14 protein-coding genes are annotated in these 14,467 nt (G+C 62.5%); 10 read left to right on the forward strand and 4 right to left on the reverse strand.

From position 1 onward, the window contains the following. Positions 1–17: 17 nt before the first annotated feature. Genes IE125_RS07945 through IE125_RS07955 form a run of 3 tightly spaced genes read right to left on the reverse strand, consistent with a single transcriptional unit; the run spans position 18 to position 3,086 of the window. Positions 18–1,526, reverse strand: a complete 1,509-nt coding sequence (locus tag IE125_RS07945) for a tripartite tricarboxylate transporter permease (RefSeq protein ID WP_189444109.1) — start codon at positions 1,524–1,526, stop codon at positions 18–20. A gap of 59 nt (positions 1,527–1,585) precedes the next feature. Further along, on the reverse strand, positions 1,586–2,059 hold the full coding sequence (locus IE125_RS07950; RefSeq protein ID WP_189444110.1) for a tripartite tricarboxylate transporter TctB family protein: 474 nt from the start codon (positions 2,057–2,059) through the stop codon (positions 1,586–1,588). A gap of 46 nt (positions 2,060–2,105) precedes the next feature. Beyond that, positions 2,106–3,086, reverse strand: coding sequence for a tripartite tricarboxylate transporter substrate binding protein (locus tag IE125_RS07955; RefSeq protein ID WP_229808992.1), 981 nt, complete (start codon positions 3,084–3,086; stop codon positions 2,106–2,108). A 245-nt stretch (positions 3,087–3,331) separates the two neighbouring features. Here IE125_RS07955 and IE125_RS07960 point away from each other — a divergent pair, with 245 nt between their 5' ends. Further along, on the forward strand, positions 3,332–4,054 hold the full coding sequence (locus IE125_RS07960) for a GntR family transcriptional regulator (RefSeq protein WP_189444111.1): 723 nt from the start codon (positions 3,332–3,334) through the stop codon (positions 4,052–4,054). Positions 4,055–4,060: 6 nt separating this feature from the next. On the opposite strand, the gene IE125_RS07965 is transcribed toward IE125_RS07960, so the two are convergent. Beyond that, entirely contained in the window at positions 4,061–5,800 is a 1,740-nt protein-coding gene (locus IE125_RS07965) for an IlvD/Edd family dehydratase (RefSeq protein WP_189444112.1), read from the reverse strand. Positions 5,801–6,106: 306 nt separating this feature from the next. Here IE125_RS07965 and IE125_RS07970 point away from each other — a divergent pair, with 306 nt between their 5' ends. From IE125_RS07970 to IE125_RS08010, 9 genes are all read left to right on the forward strand, one after another. Beyond that, a complete protein-coding gene (locus IE125_RS07970) occupies positions 6,107–6,796 on the forward strand; it encodes an SDR family oxidoreductase (RefSeq protein WP_189444113.1) in 690 nt (229 codons plus the stop codon). Positions 6,797–6,908: 112 nt separating this feature from the next. Further along, positions 6,909–7,481, forward strand: coding sequence for a lipocalin family protein (locus IE125_RS07975; RefSeq protein WP_189444114.1), 573 nt, complete (start codon positions 6,909–6,911; stop codon positions 7,479–7,481). 225 nt (positions 7,482–7,706) lie between these two features. Next, positions 7,707–8,753: a succinylglutamate desuccinylase gene (locus IE125_RS07980; RefSeq protein WP_189444115.1), complete on the forward strand. Its 1,047-nt coding sequence runs from the start codon at positions 7,707–7,709 to the stop codon at positions 8,751–8,753. Positions 8,754–9,090: 337 nt separating this feature from the next. Beyond that, positions 9,091–9,861 (forward strand): ABC transporter ATP-binding protein, encoded by a 771-nt coding sequence (locus tag IE125_RS07985; RefSeq protein ID WP_189444116.1) that lies wholly within the window; start codon positions 9,091–9,093, stop codon positions 9,859–9,861. A gap of 13 nt (positions 9,862–9,874) precedes the next feature. Continuing rightward, positions 9,875–10,591, forward strand: coding sequence for an ABC transporter permease (locus IE125_RS07990; protein ID WP_189444117.1), 717 nt, complete (start codon positions 9,875–9,877; stop codon positions 10,589–10,591). After that, entirely contained in the window at positions 10,579–11,310 is a 732-nt protein-coding gene (locus IE125_RS07995) for an ABC transporter permease (protein WP_189444118.1), read from the forward strand. Before IE125_RS07990 ends, IE125_RS07995 begins: the two co-directional genes overlap by 13 nt. A gap of 75 nt (positions 11,311–11,385) precedes the next feature. Then, a complete protein-coding gene (locus IE125_RS08000) occupies positions 11,386–12,231 on the forward strand; it encodes a transporter substrate-binding domain-containing protein (RefSeq protein ID WP_189444119.1) in 846 nt (281 codons plus the stop codon). A gap of 63 nt (positions 12,232–12,294) precedes the next feature. Then, entirely contained in the window at positions 12,295–13,413 is a 1,119-nt protein-coding gene (locus IE125_RS08005; protein ID WP_189444120.1) for a succinylglutamate desuccinylase/aspartoacylase family protein, read from the forward strand. A gap of 209 nt (positions 13,414–13,622) precedes the next feature. Continuing rightward, entirely contained in the window at positions 13,623–14,393 is a 771-nt protein-coding gene (locus tag IE125_RS08010; RefSeq protein ID WP_189444121.1) for a transporter substrate-binding domain-containing protein, read from the forward strand. Positions 14,394–14,467 lie beyond the last annotated feature (74 nt).

Genomic DNA, 14,467 nt, shown 5'->3' on the forward strand with positions numbered 1-14,467 from the left:
GTCGCCAGCTCACGCGCTCAGCCGCGTTGCAGCCGACGTTTGAGCGGACGGCGCACCCAGCGGAACGCCGGTGTGGCCTGCAGGATCGACAGCAGCGCCAGAATCAGCAGCACGGTGGCGATGGGGCTGTCGAGAAACACGCCGAAGCTGTCGTTGCCGATCAGCATCGACTGCTGGAAGCTGACTTCCATGACCGGACCAAGAATCAAGCCGATCACCATTGGCGCCGGGGAAACGCCGGCCTTGGCGAGCCAGTAGCCGAACAGTCCGAAGCCGAGCATCAGGCCGACATCGAACAGACTGTTGTTGATCGCAAAGGCACCGATGATGCAGAGCGTGAGAATGGCGCAGGCCACGAAGCCATCAGGAACGCGCGTCACCGAAACACTCATCTTAGTGAACGCGAGCCCCACCACCAGCAGTCCCACATTGGCCAGAATGACGGCCCAGATCAGCGTGTAGGTGACATCGCCGTAATCGGTCAGCAGGTTGGGGCCGGGCAGAATGCCCTGCACCATCAGCGCCCCAAGTAGAATGGCGGTGGAAGAACTACCGGGAATCCCCAGCGCGATGGTGGGAATCAGCGCCCCGCCGACCACGGCGTTGTTGGCCGCTTCCGGCGCGGCGACACCGGCGATCTCTCCCTTGCCGAAGTGACTCTTGTCTTTCGCGAAGCGCTTGGCCTCGTTGTAAGCGAACCAACTGGCGGTATCGCCACCGGTCCCGGGAATCAGTCCCACGATCACGCCGATGCCGCTGGAGCGTAGAATGTTCGGCATCAGTTTTTTGATCGTCTGCAGCCGGGGGATCAGGCGATCGGTGATCCGGCTGGCGACCTTCTCGCCCTGGTTAGAGTTCTCGATCAGCGTCAGCGCCTGGGGGACCGAGAACAAGCCGATCAACGCCACGGTGAAATCAATTCCGGAAAACAGATTGATCTGATCGAAGGTCATGCGCGGCGTGCCGGTGGTCAGATCCATCCCCACCGTGCTGACCAGAAGCCCGAGCCCGCCCGAAAACAGACCGCTGATCACCGAGCCCTGGGCCAGCGACCCGATGATGGTGATCCCCAGTACGGCAATGGCGAACAGCTCCACCGGCCCGAACTCCAGCACCAGCGTGCCCAAAAGCGGAGCCGCGGTCAGCAGCGCAATGCCGCTCATCAGCCCGCCGAAAAACGACGCGAAGAGAGAGATGCCCAACGCCTGCCCGGCCTTGCCCTGCTGCGAGAGCGGAAAGCCGTCCAGCACGGTCGCCGCGGCAGAGGGCGTGCCCGGCGTGCGCAGCAAGATGGCAGCGATCGACCCGCCGTAGGACGCCCCTACGTACAGCGCGGCCAGCATGCTCAAGCCGGTGGCCGGGTCGAAGCTGAACGTCAGCGGTAGCAGCAACGCCAGCGCCATGGTCGCGGAGAGCCCCGGCATGGCACCGACGAACAGCCCCAGTACGGTGCCACCCAGGATGCAGGCGATGTTGGTCAGGCTGAGCACATTGGTCAGCCCCGTCATCACCAGTGAGGAATCCATAGCAACATCTCCTGTTCCGAAAGCGACACCCGGCCAGTCTGCGCGGCCGGGCGGGGACGTCAGGTCAGGGTGGGCAACAGCGGAATGGGCAGGCCGAGGAACAGAACGAAGACCAGGCAGACGATGCCGATCAGCACCGCACTGCCGACCAGCGCGAACACCGGGCGAACCGTACGCAGTACCAGCAACGCGAGCGCCAGAAATAGTCCCGTCGCGACGATGTATCCGAGTGTCGTGAGCATTGCGACATAGCCAACGGCCAGGGCGAAGATCACCACCACGGCCAGCCAGCGCTTCGGCGCAGCAGGCACCTGCACTTCGCCCGCCTCTGTCGGTGTCGTGCCCGGCGCTACCGAGCGGCGGCGCTTGATCGCGACTTCGTCGACGAGCATGCCCAGCGACAGCAACCCGACCGCAACCGAGTAGATCATCGGCATCTGCGCTGCCGCCCGCGGGTAGCCGCTCGCGGCGGAGAAGAACGCCCCTGCCACCGCGAGGCCGAAGAGTCCCAGTAAAAGGCGACTGACATTCATGGCGTCTTCTCCTTATCGCGAACCGATCTACCCGATGACGCCCCGATTACTGGGCGACGTCATCCTTGACCTCGTCCCAGACGCCGCGGAAACGCTCTTCCATCTGGTCGATCATGGCGCGGTAGTCATCGCCGGTGACAACATCCAGATTCATGGCGCGCTGCTCGGCCTGGGCCTGGAAGTCGGGATCCTTGGCCAGGGTTTGGAAGGCCTCGATCAGCTGCTGACGCGCTTCGACCGGGATACCTGCCGGCGCACTGTAGCCACGCGAGGAACCGGCGACGATATCGAAGCCCTTCTCCTTCATCGTCGGCACGTCGGGGAGTGTATCCAGACGCTCTTCGGCGAAGACGGCGAGCGCGCGCAGGTTGCCCGACTCGATCTGGCTATAGACGTTGCCGAGATTGTTGAAGCTGGCATCGATCTTCCCGCCCATCGCCGCTGTCGCGGACGGCCCATCGCCCTGGAACGGCACACGCTTGAACGAAAGCCCCGAGGCCTGTTCCAGCAGGATGGTGGTGAAGAAATCATCACCACCTACCCCGGAGTTGCCGATGGTGACGGTGCCGGGATTCTGCTTGGCGGCATCGAGCAGATTCTCGATGGTCTGATACTCGCTGTCGGCGTTGACCACGACGATGCCCGGATCGGTCACTACATTGGCAATCGGCGTCATCTCGTCGGTGTCGTAGCTGATGGCGTCGTTCATGATGTAGTTGGTCATCAGCATCGGCGTGTTGGTGATACTGATCACGCTGCCATCGTTGGGCGACTGTTTCGCCAAACGGGTCCAGGCGACGGCACCGGTGGCGCCGGGCATGTATTCGTTGACGAAGTTGATGCCCAGGATTTCACTCAGCCGCGGTTGAACCAGCTGCGCCAGCGCATCGCTGCCGCCCCCCGGTTTGAATCCTTGGAGGACGGTGATTTCATCACCGCCTGCGTATTCGGCTGCCTGCGTCACGGGCGCAATGGCAACGGCGAGAACGGCCGGCGCGAGCCACTGCATGATTGTTCTGGCTGGCATGTCGAGCACCTCTCTAACGGAGTCTTGGAGTCCTTGGGTGATGCAGTAGCAACGTAGAAATTTATCGATTAAATTGTCAATAATATTGACGCCAATCTAGACCAAAGCACTACCGGTGGAGGCTGAGCGGCTGCCATCGATTGCGGAACCCGCGCATCATCGGATTGCGACGTTGCTCTAGGCTCGCTTCACTGACGACAATGAAGGGCTCATCGAAATCGGTATCAGGAACAGGGAGAGAGGCCATGTCATCGACACGAGCCATCGCGGATGGCGCTGTCGCCAAGCCGGGGAACGCGGCCTCGAGCCGGACAAACGGGGAAATGCCGATCGTTGACCGGATCGTGCTGGCCATCGAGGAAGACGTGGTGCTGAACCGCCTCCATCCACGCGAGCGGCTAGTGGAGGAGGATCTGATGCAACGCTTCGACAGCAAACGTCATATCGTCAGACAGGCGCTGTTCCAGTTGGAGAACGCGGGCCTAGTAGAGCGGATCAAGAATCGGGGTGCCTTCGTTCGCTCCTACACGCCCGAGGAGGTGGAATCGATCTATGCCATGCGCGAGCTGCTGGAGAGCGAGGCGGCCCGCCAAATCCCGCTGCCGGCCCCGGAATCGCTACTGGAATCGCTACGCTCGATTCAGCAGCACCACGGCCGGGCGATTGTGGAAGGCGACTGGCGATCCGTGTTTCGCCACAACATCACCTTCCATCGCACCCTGTTTGCCGCCTGCGGCAACGCCTATCTCTCCGACACCATCAATGACTTCGCGCAGAAGGCGCACGCCATCCGCTTCATCGGCACCACCGACCGCGACAGCATCATGCTGGCGCGGGACGAACACTTGGCAATGATCGATGCCCTCGAGCGGCAGGACCGCGAGACGTTGCTGGCGCTGTGTTACCAGCACCTGCAACCCTCCAAGGAACGCTATCTCCGGCTTTATCAGATGCGCGGGACTCTATAGCGCGCCCTACTCCTCCTGGCGGTGGGGAATGCGCCGATCCCGCATCGGCGGTCGCAGAAAGGCAAAGTCACAACCCTGATCCGCCTGGGTGATCTGCTCCAGAAACAGCTTGCGGTATCCCCGCTCGGCGATGATGACCGGGGCCTGCCACTGCTGGCGCCGATGCTCGAGTTCCGCTTCGTCGACCAGCAAATCGAGACTTCTGGCGTTGACGCTCAGGCGGATCCTGTCACCGCTTCGCACCAGCGCCAGCGGACCGCCCAGGGCGGATTCCGGAGTCACGTGCAGTACGATAGTGCCCGCCGCGGTGCCGCTCATGCGGCCATCCGAGATACGCACCATGTCTCGGATTCCTTGGCGCGCCAGCTTGCGCGGGATCGGCAGGTAGCCCGCTTCCGGCATGCCGGGCGCGCCGACGGGCCCGATGCTTTTCAGCACCAGTATGTCGTCGGCTTCCACATCAAGCTCGGGGTCGTCGATTCGCGCCGCCATGTCCGCGGCATCCTCGAAGACCACGGCGCGCCCCTCGTGCTCCATCAATTCCGGGTCGGCCGCGGACTGCTTGATGATGGCACCGCCCGGCGCCAGATTGCCGCGCAGAAACGCGATGCCGCCTGACGGATACAGCGGCTGATCGAAACGATATACGACCTGCTGCTCGAAAGTCGCCACGGCGTCGATCTCCTCGCCCAGGGTACGCCCGCTCACCGTTAGCGCATCGAGATGGAGCAAGGGTTTCAGCTCGCGCAGCACGGTCGGCAGCCCCCCTGCCCTGTGCAGATCCTCCATGTAGTGCTGGCCAGAGGGCTTGAGATCGACCAGCACCGGCGTATCGCGCCCCATACGATCGAACATCTCCAGGTCGATCTCGTAGCCCATGCGCCCGGCGATCGCCGTGAGATGAATGATGCCGTTGGTCGAACCGCCGATCGCGAGCAGCACCCGCAGGGCGTTCTCGAATGCCTTCTCGGTCAGAATCCGGTCCGGGGTGACGCCCGCGCGGGCATTGATCACCGCCTGGCGGCCGCTATTTTCCGCCACGCGCATCCGATCGGCGGTCACCGCCGGCGGCGAGGCGGAGCCCGGTAGCGCGATACCCATCGCCTCGCTGAGACACGCCATGGTACTCGCCGTCCCCATGACCGAGCAGGTGCCCACGCTACCGACCAGCTTGCCATTGACCTCGTCGATCTCCTGGTCGTCGATCTCCTGGCCACGATACATGCCCCAGTAGCGGCGGCAATCGGTGCAGGCGCCCACGCGCACGCCACGATGGCCGCTGGTCAGCATGGCCCCCGTCACCAGTTGGATCAGCGGCAGATTGGCCGAGACCGCGCCCATCAGCTGGGCCGGCACCGTCTTGTCGCAGCCGCCGATCAGTACCACGCTGTCCATGGGCTGGGCGCGAATCATCTCTTCGGTATCTATCGCCATGAGGTTGCGCAGATACATGCTAGTCGGATTGGAAAAACTCTCGGCAATCGACACGGTGGGAAAGACGATGGGCAGCCCGCCTTCCAACATGACGCCGCGCTTGACCGCCTCGATCAACTGCGGTGCGTTGCCATGACAGGGGTTGTAGTCGCTGCCAGTGTTGACGATCCCGACGATGGTGCGATTCAACGCATCGTCGCTATAGCCGGCGCCCTTGATGAACGCCTTGCGTAGAAACAGGGAGAAACCCTCGTCACCGTAGTTGACCAGTCCCTGCTTCAAGCCGGTTTTCGAATTTTCATCACGTGTCATTGCGACCTCATCATCAATATTATTGATAATATTATCGATATAAAGACTAGATCATAGTTTGTCGTTGTTAGACACCCCTACAAAAGACGTAAAACGCTGATGGCTGCCATTCCCTTTTGCAGGCACTCAAGCAATCAACCAGACTCGACTTCAGTGAAAGTCCACGATCATGAATTGGCGAAGCGTGGTGAACCGGGCGACATCTCAGACTCGCCTGCAAAGCAGCTCGTGGTATCGAGGTCGCGCACTGCCAAGCCTTTTGCCGATATTCCCACTCAATCTCAAATCCATGTAAAGGAGCCAAACATGCCTGAACGCAAGGTACTGCTGATCACCGGCGCCTCGAGCGGGATCGGCGCTGCGACGGCACATCGCGCGGTCGAGGAGGGTTACGATGTCGCGCTGGCAGCTCGCTCCAAGGAGAAACTGTCGAATCTGGTCGACGCTCTCGGGAAAACGCATGCGCTGGCCATTACCTGCGATGTGACCGACCAGCAGGACCAGCGGCGAATGGTTGCCGAGACGCTCGAACGCTTCGGGCGAATCGATGCGCTGTTCGCCAACGCCGGGATGGGCGGAACCTCTGGCGGGTTCAGCGGCGCGAACCCCGATGTGTGGCAATCGATGATCCTGACCAACGTCTACGGCGTCGCGCTATCGATCCAGGCGGCGCTGCCGGCGCTTCGCGAGCAGCGCGGCCATGTCCTGCTGACCGGCTCGGCCGCAGGGCGCACGACGATTCCGGGCTCGATGTACAGCGCCACGAAGTGGGCGGTCGGCGGGATCGGCTACAACCTGCGCGAAGAGCTTCGCGGCTCCGGCATGCGGGTCACGCTGATCGAACCCGGCCGAGTCGATACGCCGTTCTTCGACGAGCCGCCGAAAGACGCGATGAAGGATATCGATATCGCCAATGCCGTCATCTATGCGCTGCAGCAACCGGCACATGTCGATGTGAACGAGATGTTGATTCGCCCCACGCCGCCCATCGAGTGAGGCGGACGAGCGCCATCGATAACCGCAGCGGAAACCATCGCATCATCGATCGCGTTGCAACTTTTTCTCATCGGCAAACTCCTAGAGGGCAGCTAGACAAGGAAGGACTCCCATGCTGCTGCCCTCTTGCCTCCCCCGATATTCTCGCCTGACCTGGCTGGCTCCGGTGACACTGCTCGCCGGGTGCACCGGTCTCCCCGAAGGCACTCGCCCCGTCGCCAATTTCCAGCTCGATCAGTACCTCGGCCAGTGGTACGAGATTGCTCGCCTCGATCACGGTTTCGAATCCGGGCTCTCCTGTGTGACAGCGGAGTATCAGCGCAGAGACGACGGAGGCATCCGAGTCGTCAATCGCGGATACGACCCGCAGGCGGACCGCTGGGAAAGCGCGGAGGGGCGTGCCCATTTCATCGACGAGAATGACGTGGGCCGGCTGGCCGTGAGTTTTTTCGGCCCGTTCTACGCCGGCTACAACGTCCTGGAACTCGACGAGCACTACCGTCATGCGATGGTTGCGGGCCCCGATCGAGACTATTTATGGATACTCTCCCGAGAACCGACGATGGACTCGGCGACCTATGAGGCGATGGTCTCGAGAGCCCGCGAGCTAGACTTTCCTGTCAATGAGCTGATTCGCGTCGAGCAGGCGCCGTCGGACTGTCCGACCGCCCCGGACGTGGATTAGCCCGGCAATCACTGTCTATTCCCATACCCGGCAGTTTCACGATCGGGTCCTGTTTTTTCAGCAGGCGCACGCCTCGCCTTGTCGCCAGTCGGGAACGGAGTAATCTGATCCCAACCGTTTCTCGGCTGGATATTCACGCGTGTCAGATATCTGTTGTCTCCAGACCCATGACGTTGCTTTCCTCTGCCTGAGCCGACTCGGCCGCGTGCCGCGAGGAAGCCGACAATGCTGAGTGAATGGCTCGATCTCACCCTGGCGTCGGATCGCTCGGCATCTCTGTCCGCAGGCACGCTGCGCGGCGCTCGATACCGCTTTCTTGGCTGCGGCATCCTCGAGCTGACGCCGGAGCACAGGCGCAGCGCAGCCAGAAGCGCCGTGATCTCGGCCGGCATCCACGGCAACGAGACGGCCCCGATCGAGCTGATCGGCGAGCTGCTGGCATCGCTGGAGGCGGGGCGGCTGACGCTGGGTGCGCCGCTGCTGATCATCCTCGGCAACATTCCGGCCATTCGGGCCCAGAGCCGATTCATCAAGACCAACCTCAACCGGCTCTTTCAGCGAGACATGGAACTCGCGGGCGAGGAACCCGAACGCGCCCGCGAGCTGATGCAGGCGGTTGACACTTTCTTTTCGCGTCACGAAGGCGCCCGCCTGCATCTCGATCTGCACACGGCCATTCGCGACAGCCGCTATCCGCGGTTTGCCGTGGTGCCCTTTACCGAATCTCAGCCGGTCTCGCGCTGGGGGGAACTTGCCGGTGCGGGCATGCAGGCCGTGCTGCTGCAGCATCGCCATAGCTGGACCTTCTCCCACTACTCGCGCCATTACCATGACGCGGAGGCCTACACGCTGGAGCTCGGCAAAGTGAACCCGTTCGGCGAGAACGACCTGGAGGCGCTCGCGGACATGCGCACCTGGCTCGCGGCGCTGGCCGAAGGGCAGGCGCCCAAGACGAGAGATCCGGCGTCGGTTGCCTATTTTCAGGTAGCGCATGAGCTGATGCGAAAAAGCGCCGATTTCAAGCTCAACTTCGCCGATGACGTCGCCAATTTCACCGTATTTCCGACAGGCACGAGGCTGGCCGAGGATGCCGAAGCGGGACCTTGCATCGTCGAGGAGGCGCCGCTGGCGGTGGTCTTTCCCAACGCCAATGTCGAGCTGGGCGCACGAGCCGCCCTGCTCGTCCGCGAAATAGCGCCCCGGCTAATCACGATCTCGACAGCCGACCGGCCCGTTGCCGACCCCATTGCAGCGGCTAACTCGAGCCGCTAACCGTTTATCATCGATGACCTTCCAACAACGACGACCTTCCAACAATGACAACTGATCAGGAGCTTCTCATGACCCTGTCCGACACCAGCGAGTACATGGCTGCCCGCACCAAGAACTTTTCCTCTCTCGACAACGGCTTACTCCCGACGCGCCATCGCGCCGCGGGCTCGTCCCCCGCCGCAGACGGCGGGCTGTCTGGCACCGCGCCGCGAAACTGCTAGAATCGCCGCATTTTTCGCCGGGAAGTCGGCGCGCCGAGGCCATCGCGACACACTCTTCAGGCCGACCCGTCGCTGCGCCGCCCTCCCTGACAGCCAACCCATTCGGTGGACATCACATGGCCGCGACCCCCATTCCGCTCGAGGCGCAGGGAATCAAGAAGCGCTTCGGCAATCACGAGGTTCTCAAGGGACTGTCCCTCCAGGCGCAGAAGGGAGACGTCATCACGCTGATCGGTGCATCGGGCTCCGGCAAGAGCACCTTCCTGCGCTGCATGAACCTGCTCGAGCAGCCCGATGAAGGCGAGCTGATCGTTCATAACGAGGCGATCAACTTTCGCACCACCAAGCATGGCCGCGAGCCAGCGGACTGGAAGCAGGTCGAGCGTATCCGCGCCAAGCTCTCGATGGTGTTTCAGAACTTCAACCTCTGGTCGCACATGACGCTGCTCGACAACGTCATCGAAGCGCCGGTCCATGTGCTCGGCAAACCGAAGAAGCAGGCGATCGACGAGGCGCGTTCGCTGCTTGATCGCGTCGGCCTGCTGGATCGCGCCGACTACTATCCGACGCAGATGTCCGGCGGGCAGCAGCAGCGCGGCGCCATTGCGCGGGCGCTGGCCATGGACCCGGAGGTGATGCTGTTCGACGAACCGACCTCGGCACTCGACCCCGAGCTGGTCGGCGACGTGCTCAAGGTCATGCGTGGCCTGGCGGACGAGGGCCGCACCATGATCCTCGTGACCCACGAGATCGCCTTCGCGCGTGACGTCTCTAGCCAGGTGATCTATCTGCATCAGGGCGTGATCGAGGAGTCCGGTGCACCGGCCGAGATTCTCGACAATCCGCGCTCCGAGCGCCTGCGCCAGTTCCTGGCGCCCAAGCACTGAGGCGGACTTCACCATGATCGACCTGCAAGGCTACGGCCCGCGGCTGCTCGAGGGGGCGCTCGTCACCCTCGAGCTCGCCGTGCTCTCGCTGATTCTCGCCGTAATCCTGGGACTCTTGACCGCGAGCGCCAAACTCTCGCGCAATCGGCTGATCCACGGCGTCGGCACGCTCTACACCACGCTGATTCGTGGCGTTCCCGATCTCGTGCTGATGATGCTGCTGTTCTACGGCGGGCAGATCGGCATCAACATGCTCACCGATCAGCTCTACTACGCGTTCGATATCGACATCTTCATCAACGTCGATGCGTTCGTGGCGGGCGTGATCACGATCGGGCTGATCTTCGGCGCCTACATGGGCGAAACCTTTCGCGGCGCCTTCCAGTCGGTCGAAGAGGGTCAGATGGAAGCGGCCCGCGCTTACGGCATGAGCCCGCTGCTCGCCTTTCGCCGCGTGCGCTTTCCGCTGATGATGCGCCACGCCCTGCCGGGTATCGGCAACAACTGGATGGTCCTTCTGAAGACTACGGCCCTAGTCTCGATCATCGGCCTGACCGACATGGTGCGGGTCGCGGCGGAAGCGACCAAGGCAACCCATGAGCCCTTTCTGTTCATGATTCCCGTCGCGGTGATCTATCTGTTGATCGCTACCGTCTCGGAGTGGGGCTTCGCCAAGCTCAGCAAGCGCTATAACACCGGTTTCGGGGAGGCCAGCGAATGGAACAATTGAACGGCTGGTTCACCGAGCTGCTCTCGGGCAACGCCATCTTCACGGCCAACACGCTGAACTTCTACTGGAACGGTCTGGTCACCACGGTGCAGCTCGTCTTTCTGTGTCTGCTGATCGGCATCTTTCTCGCCGTGCCGTTGGCGATCGGTCGTGGCTCCAAGCGACCATGGATCAAGTGGCCGATCTATGCCTACACCTACGTGTTTCGCGGCACGCCGCTGCTGATCCAGCTCTATCTGGTCTACTACGGCGTGGTGTTCTTCGACGGCATTCAGGACACCATCTTCTGGGTCGTGTTCAAGCAGGCGTTCTACCCTGCGCTGATCGCCTTCACGCTCAACACCGCCGCCTACACCACCGAGATTTTCCACGGTGCGATCAAGAACACCGCGAAGGGCGAAATCGAGGCCGCACGCGCCTACGGCATGTCCAAGCCGCTGATGATGCGCCGGATCATTCTGCCGAGCGCGTTTCGTCGCGCCCTGCCGGCCTACGGCAACGAAGTGATCTTCATGCTGCACGCCAGCGCCGTGGCAAGCGTGGTGACGATCATGGATCTGACGGGTGCGGCCTACTACGTCTACGCCCGTTTCTACGCCCCTTTCCAGGCATTCATCTTCGTGGCGCTGATCTATCTCTGCCTGACGTTCAGCATCATGTTCGTCTTCCGCAAGCTGGAGAAGCGTCTGCTGGCGCACCTGCGCCCGCGGGGCGTGTAACGCGGGCCAGCACCCGGCTATCCGGGAGCCGCCCGCCGAGCCATAACCAAGAACTCATCACAGAGAGTCAATGACATGAACAAATGGATCTCCAACGCCCTGCTCGCCGGCACGCTGGCCGCCACGGCGCTCGCCGCCGCACTGCCGGGGCAGGCCATGGCCCAGGACGACGCCAAGCAGCAGGTTAAGCTTGGCATCGATGTCCCGTACGAGCCATTCGTCGTGCGCAACGCCGACGGCGATCTCGAAGGGTTCGAGATCGATCTCGGCAACGAGCTCTGCGCCCGCGCCAACCTCGACTGCAGCTGGGTCGAACAGAGCTGGGACGGCATCATTCCGGGGCTGTTGGCGCGCAAGTACGACGCCATCCTGTCGTCGATGGCGATCACTCCGGAGCGTGAGCGCCAGGTGATGTTCTCGCTGCCCTACTACAACACCCCGAGCGTGTGGATCGCCGCCCGCGATCGCGAGATCGACATCAGCGACAAGGCGTCGCTCAAGGGGCTCTCGGTCGGCGTGCAGCGCGGTACCATCCGCGATGTCTACGTGACGCAGCAGTATGGCGATGTGCTCGATATTCACCGCTACGGCTCCTCGCAGGATGTCGTCAACGACCTGAAATCCGGCCGACTCGATCTCACCTTCGAAGACTTCCCCATTGCGGTCGAGGCGATCGACTTCCGCAACGACGACAGCCCTTACAAGCAGCTCGGCGACAGCATCAAGACCCCGACGTCGATCTTCGGCGAGGGTGCGGCCGTGGCGTTCCGCCAGCGGGACAAGGATCTGGCCGCCAAGTTCGATGCGGCGATCTGTTCGGTCTACGCCGACGGCACCTTCGACAAGCTGATGAAGCAGTACTTCGACTACGACCTGTCGACGCCGCCGAGCAACGAAGACTGCGCGCCCTACCAGCAGTGAACCGCTGCCACCCACTGACATCGCCGTCATCGACGGCGGTGTCGTGCCGTTCGAGGACCTGACGTGGAACACCAGAAACATGCGTTGATCAGCCCGGTTCCCGGGACCGAGCGCCACATCGATAGCTTTCATTTCGGCCCCGCCGATGCCGAACGCCACGTCTACGTGCAGGGGTCGCTGCACGCTGACGAACTGCCCGGCATGCTGGTCGCCTGGACCTTGAAACAGCGCCTGATAGCGCTGGAACGTGAAGGCAAGCTCGCCTGTCGCGTCACCATCGTGCCGGTCGCCAACCCCGTCGGGCTCGACCAGCAACTGATGGATACCCCGCTTGGGCGTTACGACTTCGAGACGCTGAAGAACTTCAACCGCCACTATGTGGGCGTCGCCGATACGGTCGCCGATGGTCTGGAAACCGAGCTCACCGAAGACATCGGTCAAAATCGGGATCGGATCCGCCAGCGGTTCGCCGCGGCACTCGACGCGCTGACGCCGACCACGACGCTGGAGTCTCTGCGGCTCACCTTGCAACGCCTCGCCTGCGGCGCGGATTTCGTGCTCGATCTCCACTGTGATTTCGATGCCGTCGAGCATCTCTACACCACGCCGGCCGCCTGGCCGGTGTTCGAGCCGCTGGCGTGCTATTTCGGCGCGAAGGCGAGCATGCTGGCGACCGACTCCGGCGGACAGTCGTTCGACGAGTGCTTCACGCTGGTGTGGGAATCGCTGCGCGAGCGCTTCGGAGCGCGCTTCCCGATCGACTACGGCACGCAGTCGATCACGCTCGAGCTGCGCGGCCAGCAGGATGTGGACAACGATATTGCCGATCATGACGCTGGCGCCATTCTCGACTGGATGCGGCACCTCGGTCTGCTGGCTGGCGAGGCGCCGCCGCTGCCGGCACTGCCCTATCCGGCGACCGAGCTGGCCGCGATGGACTTCCTGCGCGCGCCCATCGGCGGCCTGCTGGTGTTCCATCTCGAGCCCGGCGTGACAGTCGAGGCCGGCCAGCTGATTGCCGAGATCATCGACCCGATCAGCGATCGTGTGGAGCCGATCCGCGCACCGCAGCCCGGCATGTTCTACGCTCGCAGTCAGCGACGCATGGCCACGGCGGGCATGATCGTGGCCGACATCGCCGGTCATCAGAGTCATCGCAGCGGTTATCTGCTGGCACCATGAGTCTCGTCACGTCATGTCGGCCAGGGAAACGGTGGCGTTGAAAGCGGGTGATATCCAATCGTGTAAGCATTCGTTATGCTGCGATGGTCGCCCGTCGAGAGCCCTTGGAGGTTCGCCGCTCGACGGCACGGTAATCTTCCAGGGTTGATTAGCTTCAGGACCAAGTCGCAACACACAAGAACACACGCATCACGAGAGAGACGCGATCCATGAAAAAACTGCTCACTTCCAGCCTGCTCGGCGCCGCGCTGATCGCCGGTGTCGCTCAAGCCCAGGATACCGAACACCTCCGCTTCGGCGTCGACGTGCCCTACGAACCGATGGAGTACCGCACGCCGGACGGCGATCTGACCGGCTTCGACATCGATCTCGGCAACGCCCTGTGCGATCAGATCAACGCCGAGTGCGAATGGGTCGTGCAGGCGTGGGACGGCATCATCCCCGGCCTGCTGGCGCGCAAGTACGACGCCATCATGTCGTCGATGACGATCAACGACGAGCGCCGCCAGACCGTGCTCTTCTCCGATCCGTACATCAAGCCGCCCTCCGCGTTCTTCATTCCGGCGGACAGCAGCATCGATACGGTCTATCCCGAATCGCTCAGGGGCAAGACCATCGGCGTCCAGCGCGGCACGCTGCAGGACAACTACGTCACCGACATGTACGGCGACGACGCCAAGATCAGCCGCTACACCACCGCCGATGATCTGGTGCTGGACATGGACGCCGGTCGCGTCGATATCGCCTTCCTCGACTTCCCGGTCGGCAAGTCGACGCTGCTCGACAGCAAGGACGGTAGCTACAAGACCGTCGGTGGCATGATCAGCGAGCCGGAAAAATACTTCGGCGAAGGTTTCGGTATCGCCTTCCGTCCGCGTGACAAGGACCTTGCCGAGCGCTTCGACAAGGCGCTGGCGACGCTGAAAGAGAACGGGACTTACGACGAGATCTACGACAAGTACTTCAAGACTCAGCAGTAAGACTCATCAGTAAAATCGTGATCGTGCGGTCATCGCGCTGGCGACCGCACATCAAGAACGCAAAAGCCCCGATC

The sequence above is a fragment of the Salinicola rhizosphaerae genome (assembly GCF_014652715.1).
GTDB classification, from domain to species: domain Bacteria; phylum Pseudomonadota; class Gammaproteobacteria; order Pseudomonadales; family Halomonadaceae; genus Salinicola; species Salinicola rhizosphaerae.

Coding starts and splice junctions, on each gene's coding strand:
- IE125_RS07955 (WP_229808992.1), bottom strand. CDS start 3,086: ATGCCAGCCAGAACAATCATGCAGTGGCTCGCGCCGGCCGTTCTCGCC.
- IE125_RS08000 (WP_189444119.1), top strand. CDS start 11,386: ATGAACAAATGGATCTCCAACGCCCTGCTCGCCGGCACGCTGGCCGCC.
- IE125_RS07960 (WP_189444111.1), top strand. CDS start 3,332: ATGTCATCGACACGAGCCATCGCGGATGGCGCTGTCGCCAAGCCGGGG.
- IE125_RS07965 (WP_189444112.1), bottom strand. CDS start 5,800: ATGACACGTGATGAAAATTCGAAAACCGGCTTGAAGCAGGGACTGGTC.
- IE125_RS07990 (WP_189444117.1), top strand. CDS start 9,875: ATGATCGACCTGCAAGGCTACGGCCCGCGGCTGCTCGAGGGGGCGCTC.
- IE125_RS07975 (WP_189444114.1), top strand. CDS start 6,909: ATGCTGCTGCCCTCTTGCCTCCCCCGATATTCTCGCCTGACCTGGCTG.
- IE125_RS07995 (WP_189444118.1), top strand. CDS start 10,579: ATGGAACAATTGAACGGCTGGTTCACCGAGCTGCTCTCGGGCAACGCC.
- IE125_RS07945 (WP_189444109.1), bottom strand. CDS start 1,526: ATGGATTCCTCACTGGTGATGACGGGGCTGACCAATGTGCTCAGCCTG.
- IE125_RS07970 (WP_189444113.1), top strand. CDS start 6,107: ATGCCTGAACGCAAGGTACTGCTGATCACCGGCGCCTCGAGCGGGATC.
- IE125_RS07950 (WP_189444110.1), bottom strand. CDS start 2,059: ATGAATGTCAGTCGCCTTTTACTGGGACTCTTCGGCCTCGCGGTGGCA.
- IE125_RS07980 (WP_189444115.1), top strand. CDS start 7,707: ATGCTGAGTGAATGGCTCGATCTCACCCTGGCGTCGGATCGCTCGGCA.
- IE125_RS08010 (WP_189444121.1), top strand. CDS start 13,623: ATGAAAAAACTGCTCACTTCCAGCCTGCTCGGCGCCGCGCTGATCGCC.
- IE125_RS07985 (WP_189444116.1), top strand. CDS start 9,091: ATGGCCGCGACCCCCATTCCGCTCGAGGCGCAGGGAATCAAGAAGCGC.